Origin of the sequence: Gordonia otitidis, assembly GCF_020735545.1 — a bacterium.
GTDB lineage: Bacteria > Actinomycetota > Actinomycetes > Mycobacteriales > Mycobacteriaceae > Gordonia > Gordonia otitidis.
Genome location: NZ_CP085974.1, coordinates 2,335,815 through 2,358,464, shown reverse-complemented (window position 1 = coordinate 2,358,464; position 22,650 = coordinate 2,335,815). Strand labels below are relative to the sequence as shown.

Sequence of the window (22,650 nt, the reverse complement as noted above, 5' to 3'; positions counted from 1 at the left end):
GGAGAGCCTGTGTTCGTTGTCGCGCACATCAGCGACCTGCATTTCAACGGCACCCGATGCAACCGCAACCGCATCGAATCGACGTTGAACTACATCAACGCGCGTGCAGCAGGCATCAACGCGCTTCTGATCACCGGCGACGTCGCCGACGAGGGCAGCCCGAGCGAGTACCGTGAGGCCTCGCTCGTCATCGACAGTCCGCTGCCGATCCTCATCACCGAGGGCAACCACGACGACCGCACCGCGTTCAACGCGGGCATACTCGGCGTCGAGTCGTCGGCACCGATCAACTCGTCGCGCCTGATCGACGGCGTCTTGTTCGTCGTCGTGGACAGCTCCATTCCCGATCGCAACGACGGGTATCTCGACGACGAGACGCTGGCGTGGATGTCGGCGGAGATCGCCGCGCACCGACCCGAGACACCGGTGTTCGTCGCATTCCACCACCCGCCCGTGACCCTGGAGATGCCCTTCATGGACAGCATCCGCCAGACCGGCGAACAGCGACTTGCCGCGCTCGTCGTCGAGCACCCGAATATCGTTGCCTTCCTGTGCGGGCACGCGCACACCCCCGCCGTCACCCGCTTCGCCGACCGTCCGCTGTGTGTCGCCCCGGGTGTCTCGTCGACACTCAATCTGCCCTTCGAGGGCAAGGACATCGTGAATCGCGGTCAGCCGCCGGGCATCGCGTTCCACATCCTCGATGACGCCGGCCGGCTGATCACACATTTCCGCTCGGTGATGTTCTGAGCGCCCGCTAGCACCCTACGAGCGCGGCGCGACACCGGCTTCGCGTTCGAGCATGCTACTCACGTGGTGTCCCACCCCCGCCAGGTGAATCCCCGTCGACGTGACCTCATAGACCTGCGCGGAGCGAATGTCGAAGTACAGCCCGATGATTCGCAGCCGCGCCTCAGCCGCGGCACGACCCACGAGAGGATGACGACTCAGCAGCTCGACCTGCTTGGCGACATTGACCACCGCCAGTTGGTCGACGTCGTTGAAACCCATACGCGCAGCTGACCTTCCGGCAGGATGTCCGAGTTCCAGAGCGGCTCGGCTCGGTTCGGCCTGCGACAGCCAGGAGCGAATCGGCGATCCGGACGTCGACTGCGAGCGGCTGCCATCGTGATCGAGCAGCGCGCGCATCGCACCGCACGACGAGTGACCGCAGACCACGACTGCGGTGACACCGACCTCGTTGATCGCGAAATCCAGAGCAGCCTCGATGGATTCGGCGGCTCCGTGCGAACCTCCGACGAGGTTGCCGACGTTGCGCACCGTGAACAGGTCGCCCGGACCGCTCGACGTGATGATGTTGGGCATGATGCGTGAATCGGCACAGGTGAGCAAGAACGCGTCCGGTTGCTGATAGTCGACGACGTCCTCGAGATGACCACGCAAGACGTCGGCGTGATCACGGTGATAGTCGGTGACTCCCGCCATGATCGACCGCAGGGGCGCGGGCACGTCGGCCACGGCGTCGTCGCCCACGGGGATGCGCTGACTACGCCACGGCGTCAGACCGACGATGCCCCCGGTGTGCCTGCGCGGCGGTGCGAGGGGCGCGTGCTCGATCCTGGCCCGACCACGCTCCACCACGGTCACCGGTGTGCCGGCGGCCTCGCGCGCACGGACCCAATCGGAGATCATCTCCGACGCCGCGTGGTCGAGGAAGTCGACGTCGAGTTCGAGTGTGACGGGCGCACTCTCGGGAACCTTTGCCAGCGCGCTGTTGAGGCGAGGCATCGACAGGAAGCTCAGCGATCCGCGAACCGACACCAACCATTCGTCGCTCGCCCCGGTCGCCGACGGTCCCGCACTGATCTCGACACGGATCACCCGCCAGAGGACCAACACCACCGCGAGTGCGAGGCCGATCGCGACACCCTCGAGGAGATTGAGGAAGACGACGGCGACCACGGTCACGCCGTACACCCACAGGTCGCCGGTGCGCAGCGCGGTCTTCATGTGCGCCAACTTCACCAGCTGCATACCGATGACCACCAGGAGACCGGCGAGCGCAGCGAGTGGTATCTGCTCGACCAACGCCGTCAGGAAGACGGCGAAGACGAAAACCCAGACGCCGTGCAGTACCGCTGACCAGCGGGTGCGTGCACCTGCTGCGACGTTGGCGGTGCTGCGAACGATCACCCCGGTCACCGGAAGGCCACCGAGGAGCCCCGAGGTCACGTTGGCGCTCCCCTGTCCGATGAGTTCACGGTTGAACCGACTGCGCGGACCGTCGTGCATCTTGTCGACGGCGACCGCGGACAACAGCGACTCGACGCTGGCGATCAACGCCACCGTGAGCACACCGAGAACGAATCCACTCCAATTCCCCTGGGGCAGTTGCGGGAGCGAGATCGCGTCGAAGAAGTTGCCGTCGAGACTCACTCGCTCGACGGGAAGATCGAGCAGCGTGGCCAGGACTGTCGCGAGCCCGATCGCCGCGAGTGGCCCCGGGATCTTCCGCACGCCGGCGGGCAGGTACTTCCACCCGACCATCACCACGATCACCACGATCCCGATCGCGGCGTCAGCCCAACTGATCTCACCGATGCGCGCAGGCAACTCGGTGATGTTGGCCAGTGCCGAACTCTGCGACCGGCCACCGAGCAGAACGTGGATCTGCTGCAGCGCAATGGTGATCCCGATACCCGCGAGCATCGCATGCACCACGACAGGCGCAATCCCCAGCGCCGCTGTCGCGATCCGGCTGACACCGAACAGGACCTGCAGGATTCCCGCACCGACGGTGATCGCGCACGTCACCTTCCACCCGAAGTTCGCGACGAGTTCGGCGACCACAACGGTGAGGCCCGCCGCAGGCCCGGACACCTGCAGCGGACTGCCCCCGACTGCTCCCGCGACCACACCGCCGACCACCGCCGCGATCAGTCCGGCCATCACCGGTGCGCCCGACGCCACCGCGATTCCGAGTGAAAGGGGTAGTGCCACAAGGAAGACCACCAGCGATGCCGGCACGTCGTACTTGAGAACACCTCGCCATCGATCACGAGTTTCCGGGGCTGTTTCCGTCCGTCGAGAATCCGTCGGGGTTGCTGCCATGTCCCGAACGTACAGATCAAGAGTTACGTCCGAGTTGCTCGTCCGAGGAAAATCCCTGTGAAACCCCTATATTGACGATTCAACTGTGACCCAACTCACCGAAAATGTGAAAGTCGTTGCGGCATTCAACTTTTCGAGCCCGCCCCGTGGAGCCGGTGTGGGCAATCGGGAGCGCCTGCTTCAGAACGTCGGTCGCCCCTCAACTCACACCGTTGAGCCGATCGACCGAGGCGAACAGATCGCCGATCCGATAGTTGTCCACGGCAACGTAGTTGGGAATCATGTGTCTTTCCGCTCGACACTGTTCGAGCCGGTTGAACAGGAACTCCTCCCTGTTGACCACACCGGCGTCGCGAATCCTGCTGGTGAAATTGCTCATCCAGTGATTGACGAGGAACAGCGGTGCCGTGGGCGACCCGCGATAGAAGTCGCAACTGAATTCACCCGTGGTGCGGAACTCGTATGGCGTGTCCTGTGTCCATTCCTTGCCGTCGAGGAGCCACGGCCGCTCGGCACCGCCACCGACGTTCTCGTGCAACCACACCAGTGTGTGGCGCGAGTCGATCATCTGGCGAAGCGTCGGCCACGGTCTGCCCATCGTCGGGGTGTAGAGCCTGTCGTATAGCCCGGACTGGCGTAGAAGTGTCTCGACGTCGGCGGGTGCCACCATGTCCTGCACGAAGAACGTGACGACCTCGCGCGGGTGGCGGTCCATCCACTCACGGACCTTGACCATGAGCGGAAGCCACTCCGTCGAGCCCAATTCGCAGAGTTCGTGGCACAGATACGGTTTCACCGGTCCCACCGGCGTCAGGTTGAGCGCGTCACGGACGCGCAGCGCACTCTGTACTGTCTGCACGCCGTACAGATTCTCCGCAGCGGCGAGAGCCTGTGCGCGACTCTCCTGGGTGTTGGCGATGATCGGCGGCTTGTTGGACATCTGGCCGTACCAGCTGTCGACGAGGAACACCCGGATGCCGTCGTCGAGTTGACCCATGACGCCGGTCTGCTGCTCGGCGATGAACCACCGGTCGCCGTCCTGTGCCGACATGGAGTTGTGGGTCGCGGGGTAGGCGATCTCGTTGTACGGCCTGTCGCACAGTTCGAGATGACCGTTGCAGGCGTTCGGGTCCCTGCTCGCCGTCGACGAACTCAGCGTCGGCGTCGGCTGCGGCAGGGCCAGTACGACGACCGTGACCACAACGACGACGATCCCCACGACCGCGACAACAGGCAAGACCAGTCGTCCGAGCATCCGGCGAGCCGTACCTCCCGATGCGCGGTGTGCCGCCCTGAGCATCTCGGCGACACCGATGATGATCGCGCACGTCCCCGCCAGCACCGCGATGATCGTGACCAGAGTCTGCGGCCGTAGGACACCCAGGACACCGGCGAGCACCAGAACCCCACCGCGGGCCGCGATCCCCAGGGGCGTCGACGGGCGCAGCGGCGACCACGTGCGCACACGTTCGCCCATTGAGTCGACATAGGCGACGCCGAGACCCCCCGGCACCAAAAGACTCGACGCCGCGCGTACGGCCACGCCGATCAACGCCGCCACCGCTGCGACGATCCACAATCTGCCGTCGACCTCGTTCCAGACCGCGACCGTGAGCGCACCGCCCAGCGTGTCGGTGGCGGTGAACGCGGCAATGATCGTGCACGCGAGCACGATTGCCGCGAGCACGATGGCGAACCAGATCAATGCGTCGCCGACAGCGTCTGCGACCACACAGACTCTGCCGACACCGCGACCGCATGCAGGCGGAGGTCGGATGAAGGCTGCTGCCAGGATGAGGAGTAGGGCGAGCAGCGGCAGGAGCCACGAGAGCACGCGCACCCAGTGGACGTAACCGATGATGCCCCGGCCCCATTCACCGGCGCCGATCTGCGACAGTGTGACGTCCATGTCGTCGGGGAGCCTCGCTGCCGCGTTCGGCGCAACGGTGCGCAGTGCTGCCACGGTGACCGCGCCCAGGTCGGCGAGGCGCAGCACCACGGCCCGTCCGTCGTCGGTGGTGAGAGACCTGTGCAGCGTCGCCGTCAACGAGCGGACCGCCGGAGCGGCCGCGGGGCTCGACACCGCAGAGATCGAGACGGACTCCACCAGCGGCCTCAGTGCGATCAACTCCGGTGACGCCGAGAGGATCTTCTGAGACACGAGCAGCCCGAGTTGTCGTGCGACCGCCGGATCCTGCCGCACGGAGTCGACGTGCCCGGCGAACCGGTCACTGTTCACGGCCTCTCGATTGACCAGGCCTGCGACGAGGCCTGCGGTGAGGCACAGCACGCCCGCGATCAGCAGGACACGCGAGACGGCGACGCGCGCCCGCGAGTGTTCGGCAGCCACCACATAGATGTAGCAGCGGACGACCGTCGTGTCGCCCGCTGCTACAGAATCGGAAAGTGCTCGATGCTCGCCTACAGCGCCTTGAGCTCCTCGATGACCTCGCTGACCGACTTCTTGGCATCGCCGAACAGCATCGACGTCTGCTCGGCGGTGAACAGCGGGTTGTCGATGCCCGCGTAGCCCGAACTCATCGAGCGCTTGAGCACGATGACCGACCGGGACTGGTCGACGTTGAGGATCGGCATGCCGTGGATCGGCGACGACGGATCGTTGCGCGCAGCCGGATTGGTGACGTCGTTGGCGCCGATGACGATGGTGACGTCGGTGCGCGAGAACTCGCCGTTGATGTCGTCCATCTCCTTCATCGAGTCATATGGCACGTCGGCCTCGGCGAGCAGCACGTTCATATGGCCGGGCATACGTCCCGCGACCGGGTGGATCGCGTACTTGACCTCGACGCCCTTGTCCTCGAGAAGATCTGCCATCTCCTTGACCGTGTGCTGTGCCTGCGCGACGGCCAGACCGTAGCCGGGCACGACGACGACCTGGTTGGCATACGCCATCTGGATCGCGGCATCGGATGCCGACGTCGCCTTCACCGTGCCACCCGCAGCGCCCGCAACACCTGCGGCCCCGGCATCTCCGCCACCGAAGGAGCCGAACACGATCGCCGGGATCGAGCGGTTCATCGCCTTGGCCATCAGCATCGTCAGGATCGAACCCGACGCGCCGACGATCATGCCCGCCACGATCATCGCCTGATTGTTGAGGGCGAGACCCGCAGCGGCTGCGGACAATCCGGTGAGCGCATTGAGCAACGAGATGACCACCGGCATGTCGGCGCCGCCGATGGGGAACACCACGAACAGTCCCATCAGACCCGCGACCACCAGCAGGATGACAATCCAGTACCACGGGGTCGCGTTGGTCGAACTCGCCTTGACCCCGATGACCACCGCGACCGCGACCGCGACGATCGCGAGTACGACGTTGGCGAGTTGGAACAGCTTGGCCGCGGCGACCAGCTTCTTCTCGAGATTCTTGTTGAGTAGCTCCTGCAGCTTGGCGAACGCCACCAGTGATCCCCAGAAGGAGATCGACCCGATGATCGCGGCGAACAGCGATCCGACGATCACCGCGACGTTCGGCTCGTGCGGCACCCGGGTGAAGCCGTCGTACTCGATGTACTCGGCCCACGCGATGAGAGCGACGGTCCCGCCGCCGACGCCGTTGAACAGCGCGACCAACTGCGGCATCGCCGTCATCTTGGTCTTGAGCGCCGGCGGGATACCGAGTACGACACCGATGAGCAGACCGATGGCGATCAGCACCCAGTTGACAGTCGGGACACCCGTATCGCCTGCGTTGTTGTAGACGCTGAGCAGCGTCGCGATGATCGCGATGCCCATACCGGTTGCGGCGATCCAGTTTCCGCGGACCGCGGTCTTGGGACCGGTCAGTCCCATCAAGCCGTAGATGAACAGCGAGAAGGAGACGATGTAGAGAGCCGTGACGCCGTAACCGAGGCCTTCGGAGACCTGTCCGGTCGACTCGCTCGCCAACACCGTCGAGGCGAGGATGGCGCTCACTTGGCAGACTCCTTCTTACCCTTGAACATTCCGAGCATGCGATCGGTGACCAGGAAGCCGCCGACCACGTTGAGCGTGCCGAAGATCAGTGCGACGAACGCGATGATCCGGGTGCCCCAATTGGCGTCGGCCGGAAGAGAACCCAGCACCACCAGAGCACCCAGCACGACGATGCCGTGAATGGCGTTGGTACCGGACATGAGCGGGGTGTGCAGCGTGTTGGGCACCTTCGAGATGACCGCGAAGCCGACGAATCCCGCGAGGACCAGGATGGCGATGTTCGCCATGAGACCGGTGTACATCAGGCCTTCACCTCCGAGTTGGTGGTCGGCGACCCCGTCACGCAGGCTGCTGCGATGACCTCGTCGTCGAAATCGGGTGCGATCGCGCCGTTCTCGTCGAGCATCAACTCGATCAGCGCCTGCAAATTCTTCGAGTACAACTCGCTGGCATGCTCCGGCATCGTCGCGGGCAGGTTCAACGGGGACGTGATGGTGACGTCGTGCTTGACGACGGTCTGACCCGGTTCGGTCAGCTCGCAGTTGCCACCGGTCTCGCCCGCCAGGTCGACGACGACGCTGCCGGGCTTCATGCCCTCGACGGCTGCGGCGGTGACCAGGCGCGGCGCCGGGCGTCCCGGCACCAGCGCCGTGGTGATGACGATGTCGAAACCCTTGATCGCATCCTCGAGTGCCTGCTGCTGCTTGGCGCGCTCCTCGTCGGTCAGCTCACGGGCATATCCGCCCTCGCCCGCTGCGTCGATCCCGAGATCGAGCCATTGCGCGCCGACCGAACGGACCTGCTCGGCGACCTCGGGTCGCACGTCGTATCCGGTGGTGCGGGCGCCGAGACGCTTGGCCGTGGCCAGCGCCTGCAGGCCGGCGACACCCACTCCCAGCACCAATACCGTTGCGGGCTTCACAGTGCCCGCCGCCGTGGTGAGCATCGGGAAGAAGCGAGTCGACTTGTCGGCCGCCACGATGACCGACTTGTACCCGCTCACGTTGGCCTGCGAACTCAACGCGTCCATGACCTGCGCACGCGAGATGCGCGGAATGGCCTCGACCGCGTAGGCCTCGACGCCCGCATCCTTGAGCGCACCGATCTTGGTGTCGGCGTTGCGCGGCGCCAGGAAACCGATCAGCTTCTGCCCCCTGCGCAGTCTCGCGATCTCGGCATCGCTGGGCGGTGACACCCGAAGCACGACGTCGGCGGCGTACGGATCCCCGATCGTCGCGCCCGCCTCGACGTATGCGTCGTCGGGGATCAATGCCTCGACGCCTGCCCCCGATTCGACGGTGACCGGCACTCCCTTACCTACCAGCGTCGCAACGACCTTCGGGACGAGCGCCACACGACGCTCACCCTCGGCCGTTTCGCGCACGACTCCCACGCTCATGATTGTTTGTTTCTTCTCTGTCTTCTACGGGTACTGGAACTTGTACGGGTACGGGCGCACGATGATCCGCGGGTTTACTCCTCCGGCCACTGTCGTTCTGCGCCACGTCGGGGCGCAGATCGTCAATGAGGTGGTCATCCGCACGTCGCGCCCGCTCGAAATTCGGTGCGACGAACATAGCATGACCTCAACAGACGCAGATCACGCCGTTGAATTGCTCACTTTTCCTTGACTTCGCCATGAAACCACACGGGTGGACAGGTGTCTAGGCTGGTGTCCGACTATCGGGCGCTTGTCGGCCCGGTCGATGACGTGGTGGGTGCACCGTCGCCCGCGGGGGCGGAGGACACGGAGGACTCGGCGACGGGAGCGGCGGAAGTGCTCGGGGGCGACGCGGTCTGGGTCATCGAGGTCTGGGGAGTCGAGGTCTGGGGAGTCGAGGTCGGCGTGCCCGTGGTGGACCCAGTCGTGCCGCCCGTCGAGCCGTCGTGTGCTCGCGGCGACGTCGCGTCGCTCTCCGGGGCGGCCTTGCTCACGCCGTTCCCCGCTTCTGCCCCCGCGAGGTAATTCTCGAAGGTCTCGTGGGCACCACTCGTCGTGCCGGCGCGTGGACGGGATTCGTTCGAGACGGACTCGCTGTTCGATTCACCGGCAGCATCCGGCGCCTGCCATGTTCTCCCCTGCGCGGCGAGCGCGTCGGGGTCGGTGACCGGAACCTGCAGTCCCAGAGCGTCTGCGAGCGCGACCTGGATGTCGCGCGGCGTCGGAACCCGAACTCCCGCGATGGTCGACGCCTCGCCGGGTTCGGGCACCGGCACCAGGGCGTCGAGCGCGTCGTCGAATTCCGGTGGGACGGCGATTCCCAAGCTGCGCAGGAAGATTCCCCACGGGTTACCGCCGTCGAGGACGACGTAGGTGGTGTTGCCGACCTCCCTGGTCGACGCCACCTCGTACTGGTTCACCAGGTTGCCCTTCTGCCCGTGGATGGTGGCACCGGGCAGGAAGTAGAACGCGGTGGCGAGAGGATGGGCGAGTGGATTTCCCATGCCGCACACGGAATCTCCACGCACGCAGTAGGAGATCACGTGAATGTCGCCGGTGTCGGACTCGTCGCGCGCGCCGTTGGTGTGCGCGCCGGGGACGAAGCTGGGGATGATCGTCTCGATGCCCGTGTTCGGGAACCGGGAGTCGGCGCCGACGACCACCACGATGTCGGAGTCCGGAATCGCGTCGGGGTCGCCGGACGCGTACTTCTGGTGCAGCAGATACGCCACGTTCATCGCGATCGGGCCGCTCTGCGAGTAGCCGTTGAGAATGATCGTGCCCGATCCGCCGCGGTCGGCCCAGGCCTGCTCGGCGTCGGCAACACCTTCTGCGGTACCGATGTCGACCGAGCTGTTGTAGGTACCCGTTCCACTCAGGTCGTACTCTTTGCCGCCGACGATGATCCCGAACGCCGCAGGGTATTGCACGACAACGACTTTCGGCCCGAACGACGCCCCTCCGCCTGGTGCGTCGTAGAACCCCACATCGACAGTTCGTCCGTATTGGTCACCTCCCATCGGCGAACCCGACCCGCCGATGTCCGATGCACTGATGGGGGTGAAGTCGCTGGTGCCGGGAACGAGGATCACCGTCGCGTTCTCGCCCAGGCTGTCCGGTAGCCAGGTGGGCTTCTCGCGGATGGGGGTCGGCTCGTACCAGGAGGACGGGAACTGCACCGAACTCGATCCGGAGGTCGACGCCGCGTCCGCCGTGGCAGGGGTCAGGAGCAGAGTGGCCGCGGCGCACACCGCGAGCCCGGACGTGACGATCTTGTGCATTCGACCCCCTCCACGCGTGCTGCGTCGAAGGGTAGCGCCGCCCCCGGCGACGCGCGCGGGCGCCACCCCGGCAGCCGAGGTCAGTTGACGGTGTAGGCCCGCGAATCGAGACCGGTTGCACCGTCGGGAACGGGGTCGGCCACAGCTTCCACCTGCGCTGTCCCGTTCTTGTCGATGGCGCGGCACTCGACGGTGTGCTCCCCACGGGTGGCCTGCCAGGTGAACTTCCACTGGCGCCAGGTGTCGATGCTGTACTCGGTCGCCAGTTGGGCGTCCTGCCAGCGCCCGCCGTCGACGCGCACCTGTACCGCGGAGACACCGGTGTGCTGCGCCCATGCGGTACCCGCCACGATCACGGTTCCCGCCGAGACCGAGCCGCTCGCCGGACGATCGATCCGCGACGCGAGTTTGATCGGTCCGAGTGCCGACCATCCTCGCGTCGTCCAGTACGCCTGGGCGTCGGAGAAGCGCGTGAGCTCCCAGTCGGTCACCCACTTGGTCGCCGACACATAGCCGTAGAGTCCCGGGATCACTTGTCGGACGGGAAAGCCGTGTTCGATGGGTAGCGGCTCACCATTCATGGCGACGACCAACAGTGCGTCGCGCTTGTCGGTGATCGCCGACACCGGGGTGCCCGCGGTCCAGCCGTCCGAGCTCGTCGAGAGCAGCATGTCGGCGCCGGGACGCACACCGGCACGGTCGAGGATGGTCTTCATCGGTACGCCGAGCCACCGAGCGTTGCCGATCAGGTCTCCGCCGATCTCGTTGGACACGCAGGTCAGTGTCACGACCCGTTCCGTCATCGGCATCGCGAGGAGCTCGTCCCAGGTGATCGTGAACTCCTCGTCGACGAGCCCGTGCACCCGAAGTGACCAGTCGGTTGTGGTCAGCTGGGGTACCTGGAGCGCGGTATCGATGCGGTAGAACGACGCGGAGTCGGTGATGTACGACGTCGCGCCCGGCACACCGATGTCGACGCCGGCCGGGATCGGCGGTGCCGGTGAGGCGGGCACCGGTAGTCGGATGCCCGCGCGGTCTGCGACGGTACGTGCGGCGTCGGCGAGGAGTTTGCGGCCGATCGCTCCGACCGCGACCGCGGCCACCGCGATCCCCGCCGCCGTGAGTACGAATCGTCGCGACACCCCGGGTCGCCCGTCGCCGGTCGATGCCGCGCCGGCGTCCAGTTGACGTATCAGGATCCGCAGGACCGCGATGCCGACGAGCCCCGCGAGCAGCGAGGGGATGACATAGGTACCGCCGGCCCCTGACCTGTTCAGCGCCGCGACCCCACCCAACACCGCGAACACCCCGATGACCGCGCAGCCGAAGCCTCCGCGACGACGCTCGAGAATCCCGGTTGCTGCCGCGAGGAGCACGATCACCAGGGCCATCCCCGTGAACAATGCCGTCTTGTCCGACGTACCGAACGTGCTGATCGCCCACTCCCGAACGGCCTGCGGTGTGTGGTCGACCACTGTCGAACCGACCGCGAAGAAGGGTGAACTGTTCTCCGATATCGGCACTGCACACAATTCGCCCACCGCGAGACCTGCGCCGACGGCGATCACTCCCGCAAGGGCAGCAGGTCCGTCATGCGGCGCTGGGGCGTGTTCGTCGTCGGCGCGAGGTCTGGTGAGGGTTCGTCCTGAGGACACACTCCTTGATACCTCGGGTCGAGACCACCAACCACTAGAACACGTTCTAGTTTGTCGTCTACTCTTGTCCGCATGACTGACGGCACACAGATTCCCGATCCCCTCGCGCTGCGCTCGGTGACGGAGTTCAGCGACGAGGTCGACGTCGTCGTGATCGGATTGGGCATCGCGGGCGGTTGCGCAGCGGTCGAGGCGGCGACGAACGGGGCGCGCGTTCTGGTGCTCGAGCGCGCCGCAGCGGCCGGCGGCACGACTGCGCTGGCGGGTGGACACTTCTATCTCGGTGGCGGAACCGCGGTCCAGAAGGCGACGGGACACGAGGATTCGGCCGAGGAGATGGAGCGCTACATCACCGCGGTCTCCAGCGACCCCGAGCCCGACAAGATCCACGCCTATTGCGTCGACAGCGTCGAGCACTTCGACTGGCTCGAAGCGCTCGGGTTCCAGTTCGAGCGCAGCTACTACCCGGAGAAGGCCGTCGTCCAACCCGAGACGCAGGGCCTGATGTACACCGGCAACGAGAAGGTGTGGCCGTTCAACACGATCGCCACGCCCGCGCCCCGCGGCCACAAGGTTCCCGTCCCCGGCGACACGGGCGGAGCTGCGATGATCGTCGAACTACTCGTCAAACGTCTCGCCGACCTGGGCGTCGAGGTCCGCTACGAAACCGGAGCACGACGACTCGTCGTCGACGAGGACGGTGCCGTCGCCGGAGTCGCCTGGCGCAGCCCGGGCAACGGAGACGGCGTCATCAGCGCATCGAGCGTGGTCATCGCTGCCGGCGGATTCGTGATGAACTCCGAGATGGTCGCCGAGAACGTTCCGTGGCTCACCGAGAAACCCTACGTTCTCGGCAACACCTACGACGACGGTCTCGGACTCCGGATGGGCGTCTCCGTCGGCGCAGCGCTCAAGCACATGGACCAGGCGTTCTGCACCGCACCCGTGTATCCGCCCGCCATCCTGCTGACCGGGATCGCGGTGAACAACAACGGCGACCGGTTCGTCGCGGAGGACTCCTACCACTCCCGGACGTCGAGTTTCGTTCTCGATCAACCGGATTCGACCGCATACCTCATCGTCGACGAAGCGCACATGAAGCGACCGCGCATGCCACTCGTGCCGTTCGTCGACGGATACGAGACGATTGCGGAGGCCGAGGAGGCACTGGGCATACCGGCGGGCCGATTGCAGGCGAGTCTCGACCGCTACAACGAGAACGCAGCCCGCGGCGAGGATCCCGACTTCCACAAAGCCCCCGAATACCTTGCGCCGCAGGACAAAGGCCCGTGGGCGGCCTTCGACATGAGCCTCGGCAAGGCGATGTACGCGGGATTCACGCTCGGCGGAATGGCGACATCGGTCGACGGTGAGGTGCTCGACGCCTCCGGCTCGGCGATCGCCGGGCTGTACGCGGCGGGCGCATGTGCCGCGAACATCGCCCAGGACAGCAAGGGCTACTCGAGCGGCACACAGCTCGGCGAGGGGTCGTATTTCGGGCGGCGCGCGGGACGCCATGCGGCTCGCCGCGCTGCCGCGGAGTAGAGCCCCTGCGGCACGACCTCGCGATCTACCGCCGCGGTGAGAACCGGCGCAGTCGCAGGCTGTTCAGCACCACGAACACCGACGAGAACGCCATGGCAGCTCCCGCGATCATCGGGTTGAGCAGCGCCGCTGCCGCGAGCGGAATCGCGGCGACGTTGTAGCCGAACGCCCAGAACAGGTTCTGCTTGATCGTCCGTAAGGTCGCGCGCGACAACTCGATCGCGTCGAGCACCTTGTTGACGTCGCCGTCGACGATGGTCACGTCGCTCGCAGCGATTGCGACGTCGGTGCCGGTGCCCATGGCGATGCCGAGGTCGGCCTGCGCGAGTGCCGGTGCGTCGTTGATTCCGTCGCCGACCATGGCCACGGTCGCGCCCGCCTGCTGCAACCGCACCACCTCGGCGACCTTGTCCTGCGGCCGCACGTCCGAGATCACCGTGTCGATACCGACGGCGTCGGCGACGTGCCGCGCGGCACCCGCGTTGTCGCCGGTCAGCAGAATCGGGCGCAATCCAGCCCTCTTCATGCGCGAGACCGCTTCGGCAGCAGCGGGTTTCACAGTGTCTGACACCACGATCACGCCGATCGGTTCGCCGTCGCGGAGCACGACGACGGGAGTCGCACCAGCGGCCTGAGCCTCGTCGACGGCGACGCGCAGACCCGGGTCGAGCTCGACGTCGAGTCGGGCCGGTCCACTGACGACGATCCTGCTCGACCCGACGTTTCCGGATACTCCGACACCGTGATCGGCGTCGAACTCGTCCGCCTCGGGAACGGTGAGATCATGTGCGGCAATGACGATCGCCCGCCCGATCGGATGTTCCGAGCCCGTCTCGACGGCGGCGGCCAGGGTCAGGACGTCGTCACGCGTCACACCGGAGGCGGCGTACACGACGTCGACGCGCATCTCACCGGTGGTGACCGTGCCGGTCTTGTCCAACACGACGGTGTCGACACGTCGCGTCTTCTCCAGCACCTCCGGTCCGGACAAAAGGATTCCGAGCTGTGCGCCGCGTCCGGTGCCGACCATGAGCGCGGTTGGGGTCGCGAGCCCGAGCGCGCACGGGCAGGCGATGATGAGGACCGACACCGCTGCGGTGAACGCGGTGAGCACGGAGCCGTCGACCCACCAGAAGATCAGCGCGGCAACGGCGATCAGCATCACGACGGGGACGAACACCCCCGAGATCCTGTCGGCGAGTCGCTGCACACGGGCCTTACCAGCCTGCGCCGCCTCGACCAGACGCGCCATCTGTGCGAGTGCCGTATCGGCGCCGACATGCGTCGCACGCACCACGAGGCGACCGCTGGTGTTGATCGTCGCACCCACGACATCGTCGTCGACCGTCACCTCGATGGGCACGGATTCGCCTGTGAGCATGGACATGTCGACCGCAGAGGCGCCGTCGACGACCACCCCGTCGGTGGCTATCTTCTCACCCGGTCGGACGACGAACACGTCACCGACGCCGAGCTCGCCGATCGGGACCCTCACTTCGCTGCCGGCCCGTCGGATCACCACGTCCTTCGCGCCGAGATCCATCAGCGCCCGAAGTGCATCTCCGGCACGGATTTTCGCGCGCTTCTCCGCGTATCGTCCGGCCAGGATGAAGGTCGTGACCCCGGCTGCGGCCTCCAGATAGATATACGACGCCCCGGCACCACGAGCGGGAAGCAGATCGAATCCGTGTGTCATTCCCGGCATCCCGGCCATGCCGAAGAACAGCGCATACAGTGACCATCCGAACGCGGCGAGCGTTCCGATCGACACCAGCGTGTCCATGGTCAGCGCGCCGTGACGCAGATTGCGCCACGCGGCGAGATGGAATGGATAACCGCCCCAGATGATCACCGGCGCAGCGAGTGTCAGCGACAACCACTGCCAGTTGGTGAACTGGGCGGCGGGCACCATCGCCAGGATGATGACCGGGATCGACAGCAATGCCGAGATGACGAGACGCTGACGTAGACCTCGGAGCTCGAGTGTTGCCGGAGTCGCGACGGCGTCGGCCGCCGACCCCGGATCAGTGGATTCGACGGGGTCTCTCGGGCGCACCGGAGTGGCCGAGTATCCGGCGTCGCGGACTGCTGCGACGAGCGTGTCGACATCTGCCGTGCCGCCAACGGTCGCCCGCTCGGTCGCAAAGTTCACCGACGCCTGCACGCCGTCGATCTTGTTGAGTTTGCGCTCGATCCGGTTCGCACACGACGCACACGTCATGCCGGTGATGTCGAGGTCGACGACGGCGGTCGACCCCTCACCGTGCGTCGTGAACGTCGTGGACATCTCAGACCAGCTCGTAACCGGCTTCGGACACGGCCTCGGAGACCTCGTCGCGACCGAGTTCGCGATCGCTTCCGATCTCGACGACGCCGGTCTCGAGGGTCACGTCGACAGTGTTCACGCCCGGGATCTCGCCGATCTCCTCGCGTACCGACGCGACGCAGTGGCCGCAGGTCATGCCTGTGACGGTGTAGGTGCTCGTGCTCATGTGCTGTCAACCTTTCTGTTGGGCGGCCTCAGGGCCGAATGCGGCGGTGAGTCGGCGGCGTGTCAGGACTTGACGAGCCGCGCGATCGCGGCCATCGCCTCGTCGACCTTTGCCTGACCAGCGGCGTCACTCTCCTGCGCGGCGTGCACCACGCAGTGGTTCATGTGGTCTTCGAGCAAACCGAGTCCGACGGCCTGCAGCGCCTTGGTCATCGCCGACAACTGAGTGAGGATGTCGATGCAGTACTCCTCGTCGTCGACCATGCGTTGCAGCCCACGCGCTTGACCCTCGATACGGCGCAACCGCTTGAGATAGTCGTCCTTGCGTGTGATGTAGCCGTGCTCGGCATGCTCGATGTCGGTGCGCCCGGCCCCACTCGGCTCGTGCTCGACAGTCGCGTCGGTCCCCATGGTCACTCTCCTCATATACCCCTTACCGGTATACCAGGAGGAGTCCGGAAACGGTACCCCCCTAGGGTATGGGACACGGCATGTTGTGCCGACGACGAACAGTCGTGCGTGATCAGGAACGCGGGCGCTCGAGCGCGTCCGCGAGTTTTGCCAACGCCGCCGCGACGTCGCGCAGGGCTTCGCTCACCTCATCGGTGCGGGGGTTCACAGGAGGTGCGCTCACCGGACCTGACAATGGGTCGGCACGTGGCGGCGACGGCGGTACCGGTGGTTGACCGACGACCTGTGCGCTCTCGGTGTCGACGGCCTGGTGCCTGTTGACGACGGGCATCGGCGTGGCCGGCGGTTCGGCATTGGTCGACCGACGACCACCCCGGTACGCATGCGACGGTGTCGGCTGGGACGCGAGGGAATGCTGCGCAGGCGGGGCCTCCCGAACCGACTGCCCGCGAGGCTCGTCGAGTCGGTGCGATCCCGCGTTGGCTGCCGCGACCGGCAGATCGCCTGTCGAGGGACCACTCCGTTCGGGGCGACGGGCCTGCGGGGGCGGCGGTGTGTTGCCCTGCACGGGCATCCGGCCGGAGGCCGCTGGACGTCTGGCGCCGTTGCTCACCGCGGGGACGTGCCCGTTTGTCCGCGCATAGAAGTGTGGTCCGCCGTGCCCGTTGAAGAAGACACAGCGTGCGCCCTCGGGAGACGGCACCGGGCACGGATTGCGTTCGATCAGCGATTGCGCGCGGTCGTCGAAGTCATTCCATTCGAGCCAGAGACGCCTGTCGCTGCGCGGTCGAGTACTTGCATCCGTGGCGTGATTCCCCGCGTGGCCTGCCGCCAGCCTGCACTGCAACAACCACTCCGACGACCCACTCAAGCCGAGTGCGCGACGTTCCTCCGCGGAGCACACAACCGTTGACCAGCAACCCTGGCCGTCCATACGGTCCTCCCATCGGCCCGATACGAGCACGCTGTCATATGACGACGACGCTACCCGCGATGTCACGGCTCGTCACAGCCCGATCGGCTGCCGCCTCGGCGACCGGTGCGTCGATCATCCCACTCCCCGGGCGTCAGTCTACGGAAGTGAGTACTGGCACTTCTACCCCCGCCGCGCAGATCTCGTTGCGCTCCATCCGGAAGCGTCGGGTCGTGTCCTCGTCGAAGCTGCGATACCCCGAGCCGATGGTCGCCGGGTCGATAGTCGCCGACTCGTCGGTGCGGACGTGGCATCCACGCGACCGACGTCGCGCGGCGGCTGCCGCGACGACGAACCGTGCGGTGAGTGTCAATGCGGCATCCTCGACATCTGCTCGCGTGGCGAGGACACGCGGAGCGGCAGCATCGAGCATGGCGGCGACGTGTGCGAGGCCGGCAGAGTTTCGGCGCAATCCCACGAATCGCGACATCGCGTCCTGGAGGGTCGTTCGGTCCAACGCCTGCGCGACCTGGTCGTTCGCGTCGGCCACGGAGCCGACGGCGAGCGCGTCGTCGACGACGTGAGTCCTCTGCGAGTGCGCGACCCGCGCGGCACGCACGCCCATCACCAGGCCCTCGAGCAGCGAGTTGGATGCGAGCCTGTTGCCGCCGTGCAGTCCGGTACGCGCGACCTCTCCCGCGGCGAGCAAGCCCGGCACGGTGGTCCGCCCGTCGGCATCCGTGACGACGCCACCACACTGATAGTGCGCGCCCGGCACGACCGGAATGCGACCGTCAGCGGGATCGAGACCGGCGGCGTGCAGCCCCGCGGTGACGGTGGGGAACCGGGTGTCGAAGTGGTCGATCGCCGCGACGTCGAGGTAGACACACGGATGGCCGGTACGGTCGATGGCCGCGGTCACCGCGTTGGCGACGACGTCGCGCGGCGCGAGATCGCCGAGCGGATGGACGTCAGCGGTCACCGACCGCCCGTCGACGTCGACGAGACATCCGCCTTCTCCGCGTATCGCCTCCGTGATCAGCGTTCGCCGACCTCGTGCTCCCGGCGTGTACAGCATCGTCGGATGGAACTGGACGAACTCGAGGTCGGCGACTTCCGCACCCGCGCGCAGCGCCAGGGCCAGGCCGTCGGCTGTGGCGCCGGAGGGGTTGGTCGTGGCGGCGTACAGGTGGCCGCTGCCGCCTGTCGCCAGCAGCACCGTCGGGGCGTGGGCGACCCCCAATCCGTCCGCTGACCGATAGGCGACACCGACCGCTCGTCCATCGGCCGTCAACACCCGGGTGACCGTGCAGTCGTCCACGACGCGCAGATGGCCGTGTCGGCTCGCAGCGCCGACTGCCGTGGAAAGCGTCTGTTGTATCTGCGCACCCGTCGCGTCCCCACCCGCGCGGATGATCCGTCGCACGCTGTGACCGCCCTCGCGTGTGCGGATCAATCGCCCGGTCGCGTCCCGGTCGAACCGGGCGCCCCAGCCGAGCAGCCGCGAGACCGCCGACCATCCGTCAGCCACGATCTCCCGGGTGATGTCAGGGTCGCTGAGCCCCGCTCCGGCGGCCAGGGTGTCGCGCACGTGGAGGTCGACGGTGTCGTCGGCGCTGTCGGGCGCCACGACCGCGACGCCGCCCTGGGCGTAGTACGTCGACGTACTCGGTTCCGGACCGCCCACTGAACCGGGTTCACGGACGATCCCTTTGCTGCAGACCAGGACGCGCAGTCCCTGCTCGACAGCGGAGAGCGCCGCGGTCAGTCCAGCGACGCCCGCGCCGACCACCACGAGGTCGGCGTCAACCTGATCGAGCCCCATACGCATGCCCTTTCCTCACCCGAGCACTGTTTTCGACCCTCAGTCGAAAACCTCTCCTCGGAGAGTACGCCGACTTCTCTGACTCTGACCAGTGCGCGGCGTCTGCTGTGTCGGAGCGGATCAGCGCGGTTCGTGGAGATCGGCGCGACGCAGCAGTTGGGCGTTGAGCGCGACGATGATCGTCGACAACGACATCAACAGCGCTCCGACAGCCATCGGCAGCACGAAGCCGATCGGCGCCAGGATCCCCGCCGCCAACGGGACCGAGATCAGGTTGTACCCGGCAGCCCACCAGAGGTTCTGTGTCATCTTGCGGTAGGCCTTGCGCGACAACTCGATGGCCGACACGACGGTCCTCGGATCGTCGCCCGCGAGCACCACTCCCGCCGAGCCGATCGCGACGTCCGTGCCCGCACCGATCGCGATACCGACATCGGCACGCGCAAGGGCGGGCGCGTCGTTGACACCGTCACCGACGAAGGCGACGACGTGGCCCTTCTGCTGCAGGTCGGAGACGATCCGCTCCTTGTCCTCGGGGCGCACCTGCGCATGCACCTCGGTGATGCCGACGGCCTTGGCCACACGCTCGGCGACGTCGGGTGCATCGCCGGTGATCATGACCGATTCGATGCCACGGTCCCGCAGGTCGGCGACCGCTTGCGCGGACTCCGGACGCGGCTCGTCGGCGAGTGCGATCATGCCGACGACCTCGTCGTCGGAGATCACGTACAGGACGGTGTTCCCGCGTAGGTCGTTCGCTGCCGATGCGAGACGCTCGGGAACGGCGACATTCTCCACGAGCCGTGGACCGCCGACCGACACCGAGTGCCCGTCGACCCGGGCTGTGACACCCGTCGCCGCGTGCGTGGTGAAGTCCGTCGGCGACGCGACGTCGAGGTCACGGTCGCGGGCGGCGCGAACGATGGCTCTGGCGAGCGGGTGCTCACTGGGCATCTCGGCCGAGGCCGCAAGTCGGAGGACGTCGTTCTGCGTCGAACCCTCCCGCACGACGACGTCGGTCACCTCGGGGCGTCCCCGCGTGAGCGTGCCGGTCTTGTCGAAGCAGACCACGTCGACCTGACGGAGCTTCTCCAGTGCGAGTCTGTTGGTCACCAACACACCCATCTTGGCCGCACGCTCGGTCGCGATGGACACGACGAGCGGAATCGCCAGACCCAGCGCGTGCGGACATGCGATCACCAGGACGGTGATCGTGCGGACGACCGCGTCCTCGGGTCGTCCGATGGCCGTCCAGATGACGGCGGTGAGCACCGCGGCACCGAGCGCGAACCAGAAGAGCCATCCCGCAGCACGATCGGCGAGCCGCTGGGCACGCGAGGTCGAGTTCTGTGCCTCGGCAACCAGGCGTTGAATACCCGCAAGTGTCGTGTCGTCGCCGACAGCGCTGACGCGCACCCTGATCGCGGAGTCGGCGGTGACGGTTCCCGCGACGACCTTGTCGCCGACGGTGTGACTGACCAGATCCGATTCTCCGGTGATCATCGATTCGTCGAGTTCTGCCGTGCCGTCGACGATCACGCCGTCAGCGGGGACCCGACCACCTGGACGGACGATCACCACGTCACCCCTGGCGAGGTCGGAAGGCGTCACCGATTCGATACGCTCACCACCGTCCTCGTCGACGACGCGCTCGGCCTCGTCGGGCATGAGCGAGGCGAGCGAATCGAGCGCCGACGTCGTCTGCGCGATGGATTTCATCTCGATCCAATGCCCGAGAAGCATGATCACGATGAGAAGTGCCAGCTCCCACCAGAATTCGAGGTCGTGGGGCAGCAGATGCACAGAGGCGCCCCACGACGACACGAACGCGACGGTGATCGCGAGCGCGATGAGTGTCATCATTCCCGGTGCGCGCGAACGCAATTCGCTGACCGCTCCGGTCAGGAACGGACGTCCACCCCACACGTACATCACCGTGCCGAGCACCGGCGAGATCCAGCGCACCCAGTTGTCGGGGACGGTGTAGCCCACGATGGACCCGAACATGGGCGACGCCAGCACCACCGGGATCGCGATCACACACATGATCCAGAAGAGGCGACGGAACATGGCCACGTGATCCATGTGCCCGTGTCCGCCGTGGTCCATGCTTCCGTGGCCCATGCTGCCGTGGTCCATGAATCCGTGGTCCATGGCTGCGTGATCCGCACTCCCGTGATCCATAGCTTTGTGGTCCATGCGTCTCTTTATACCCCCCTAGGGTATAAAGACCAACACACACGTGCGCAGATGCGCACATGTGACTTACGATACTTCCGTGCGTGCACTCACCTATCCGACGTTCCGTCGGCTGTTCGGTGCGCAGGTGGCGTCGCTTCTCGGCACCGGCCTGCTCACGGTCGCGTTGGGTCTGCTCGCCTACGATCTCGCAGGCTCCGACGCCGGACGCGTACTCGGCACGGCGCTCGCGGTGAAGATGGTCGCGTACGTAGTCATGGCCCCGGTGATGCGCACGCTGGTCGCAGGACTACCCGCGGCCCGCGTACTCGTCGGCGCCGATCTCGTGCGATTCGCCATGGCCTGCTGTCTGCCCTGGGTCGGTCACGTGTGGCAGGTCTATCTCCTCGTGTTCGCTCTGCAGACCGCGTCGGCGACGTTCACGCCGACATTTTCGTCGACCATCGCACGCGTGGTCGACGACCGGGACGACTACTCGTCGGCCGTGGCCGCGTCGCGCGTCGCCTACGACCTCGAATCCATCGGCTCGCCGCTGATTGCCGCCGCACTACTGACCGTCGTCTCGTATTCGACGCTGTTCGTCGGCACCGCGGTGGGCTTCGCGGCGTCGGCGCTGCTCGTGGTGTCCTGCGGCTCGCGTCGGCTTCGCGGCGTCGACAACACAGGTACGCGCAGCCGCGACACCTTCGTCCGCCGGACCTCGTCGGGTGCACGAATCATGCTGATACACCGACCGTTGCGCGGAGTCCTGTGGATCAACGTGGCGGTTGCCGCGGCGACTGCGCTCGTCATGGTCGGCACGGTCGTGATCGTGCGTGGCGACCTCGGACGCTCGGCATCCTGGGTCGCCGTGGCGCTCGGCGCATTCGGCGCGGGATCGATCGTCGCGGCGGTCGTGGGACCGGCGGTCTTCCGTCGATTCGGAACGTTCGTACCGATGGTGATCGGCGCGTCGACCTGCGTGTTCGGCGTCGCCGTCGTCGCGGCATGGTTGGCGGCGTCATCGTCGGTCCCGTTACTGCTCATTCCGTTGCTCGCCCTGTGGTCGGCGCTCGGCGCCGCGACGTCGACCATCTCGACCGGCACCGCGCGTCTCCTGCGCGATGACACCACCGACGCCGACCGCGACGATGTGTTCACCGCGCAGTTCTCGCTGTCCCACGCCGCGTTTCTCGTCACCTATCCGCTGGCAGGTCTCGCCGCGTCGACGGATGGCCGGGCCGCATGCACCGCCGGGCTGGCCGTGCTCGCACTCGTCGGACTGCTCGGCGCGACGCTCAGTTGGCGCAGCGCGCCCGTGATCAGGCGAATACGCCCGGCTCTCTCCCTTACGATGAACCGAGCGACCGCCACAGCGAACGAACGGTGACCACAGCGG

The 22,650-nt window shown here is 66.6% G+C and carries 16 protein-coding genes; 3 read left to right on the top strand and 13 right to left on the bottom strand.

The genetic code is table 11. The annotated features are described in order from the left end of the window. Nucleotides 1-9: 9 nt before the first annotated feature. A complete protein-coding gene (locus LK459_RS10690) occupies nt 10-750 on the top strand; it encodes a metallophosphoesterase (protein ID WP_227923282.1) in 741 nt (246 codons plus the stop codon). A gap of 15 nt (nt 751-765) precedes the next feature. Here LK459_RS10690 and LK459_RS10685 read toward each other — a convergent pair whose 3' ends face one another. The 7 genes from LK459_RS10685 to LK459_RS10655 form a co-directional block, all read right to left on the bottom strand. Next, the gene (locus LK459_RS10685; RefSeq protein WP_227923280.1) at nt 766-3,072 is read right to left on the bottom strand and encodes a SulP family inorganic anion transporter; all 2,307 of its coding nucleotides are present in this window, start codon (nt 3,070-3,072) and stop codon (nt 766-768) included. A gap of 199 nt (nt 3,073-3,271) precedes the next feature. After that, the gene (locus LK459_RS10680) at nt 3,272-5,422 is read right to left on the bottom strand and encodes a hypothetical protein (protein WP_227923279.1); all 2,151 of its coding nucleotides are present in this window, start codon (nt 5,420-5,422) and stop codon (nt 3,272-3,274) included. A gap of 71 nt (nt 5,423-5,493) precedes the next feature. Then, nucleotides 5,494-7,011, bottom strand: a complete 1,518-nt coding sequence (locus LK459_RS10675) for an NAD(P)(+) transhydrogenase (Re/Si-specific) subunit beta (protein WP_227923277.1) — start codon at nt 7,009-7,011, stop codon at nt 5,494-5,496. Continuing rightward, complete coding sequence (locus LK459_RS10670) at nt 7,008-7,313, bottom strand: NAD(P) transhydrogenase subunit alpha (protein WP_005177965.1); 306 nt, start codon at nt 7,311-7,313, stop codon at nt 7,008-7,010. Before LK459_RS10670 ends, LK459_RS10675 begins: the two co-directional genes overlap by 4 nt. Then, nucleotides 7,313-8,410, bottom strand: a complete 1,098-nt coding sequence (locus LK459_RS10665) for a Re/Si-specific NAD(P)(+) transhydrogenase subunit alpha (protein WP_007241047.1) — start codon at nt 8,408-8,410, stop codon at nt 7,313-7,315. Before LK459_RS10665 ends, LK459_RS10670 begins: the two co-directional genes overlap by 1 nt. Nucleotides 8,411-8,691: 281 nt before the next feature. Beyond that, on the bottom strand, nt 8,692-10,233 hold the full coding sequence (locus LK459_RS10660; RefSeq protein WP_227923275.1) for an alpha/beta hydrolase family protein: 1,542 nt from the start codon (nt 10,231-10,233) through the stop codon (nt 8,692-8,694). Between the two features lie 80 nt (nt 10,234-10,313). Continuing rightward, on the bottom strand, nt 10,314-11,888 hold the full coding sequence (locus LK459_RS10655) for a molybdopterin-dependent oxidoreductase (RefSeq protein WP_227923269.1): 1,575 nt from the start codon (nt 11,886-11,888) through the stop codon (nt 10,314-10,316). Between the two features lie 72 nt (nt 11,889-11,960). Between LK459_RS10655 and LK459_RS10650 the strand changes: the two genes are divergently transcribed. Further along, on the top strand, nt 11,961-13,433 hold the full coding sequence (locus LK459_RS10650; protein ID WP_227923267.1) for an FAD-binding protein: 1,473 nt from the start codon (nt 11,961-11,963) through the stop codon (nt 13,431-13,433). Nucleotides 13,434-13,458: 25 nt separating this feature from the next. Here LK459_RS10650 and LK459_RS10645 read toward each other — a convergent pair whose 3' ends face one another. From LK459_RS10645 to LK459_RS10620, 6 genes are all read right to left on the bottom strand, one after another. Further along, nucleotides 13,459-15,720 (bottom strand): heavy metal translocating P-type ATPase, encoded by a 2,262-nt coding sequence (locus LK459_RS10645; RefSeq protein WP_227923265.1) that lies wholly within the window; start codon nt 15,718-15,720, stop codon nt 13,459-13,461. Nucleotide 15,721: 1 nt separating this feature from the next. Then, nucleotides 15,722-15,925 (bottom strand): heavy-metal-associated domain-containing protein, encoded by a 204-nt coding sequence (locus LK459_RS10640; RefSeq protein ID WP_227923264.1) that lies wholly within the window; start codon nt 15,923-15,925, stop codon nt 15,722-15,724. 62 nt (nt 15,926-15,987) lie between these two features. Continuing rightward, the gene (locus tag LK459_RS10635) at nt 15,988-16,335 is read right to left on the bottom strand and encodes a metal-sensitive transcriptional regulator (protein WP_407648771.1); all 348 of its coding nucleotides are present in this window, start codon (nt 16,333-16,335) and stop codon (nt 15,988-15,990) included. Nucleotides 16,336-16,447: 112 nt separating this feature from the next. Then, nucleotides 16,448-17,269 carry a hypothetical protein gene (locus tag LK459_RS10630; protein WP_227923687.1) on the bottom strand — a complete coding sequence of 274 codons (822 nt, stop codon included), beginning with the start codon at nt 17,267-17,269 and terminating at the stop codon, nt 16,448-16,450. 133 nt (nt 17,270-17,402) lie between these two features. Further along, a complete protein-coding gene (gene nadB / locus LK459_RS10625) occupies nt 17,403-19,079 on the bottom strand; it encodes an L-aspartate oxidase (RefSeq protein ID WP_227923262.1) in 1,677 nt (558 codons plus the stop codon). A 114-nt stretch (nt 19,080-19,193) separates the two neighbouring features. Next, on the bottom strand, nt 19,194-21,272 hold the full coding sequence (locus LK459_RS10620; protein ID WP_407648770.1) for a heavy metal translocating P-type ATPase: 2,079 nt from the start codon (nt 21,270-21,272) through the stop codon (nt 19,194-19,196). Between the two features lie 43 nt (nt 21,273-21,315). On the opposite strand from LK459_RS10620, the gene LK459_RS10615 reads away from it, so the two are divergent. Further along, a complete protein-coding gene (locus LK459_RS10615; RefSeq protein ID WP_407648769.1) occupies nt 21,316-22,641 on the top strand; it encodes an MFS transporter in 1,326 nt (441 codons plus the stop codon). The last annotated feature ends 9 nt before the right edge of the window (nt 22,642-22,650 follow it).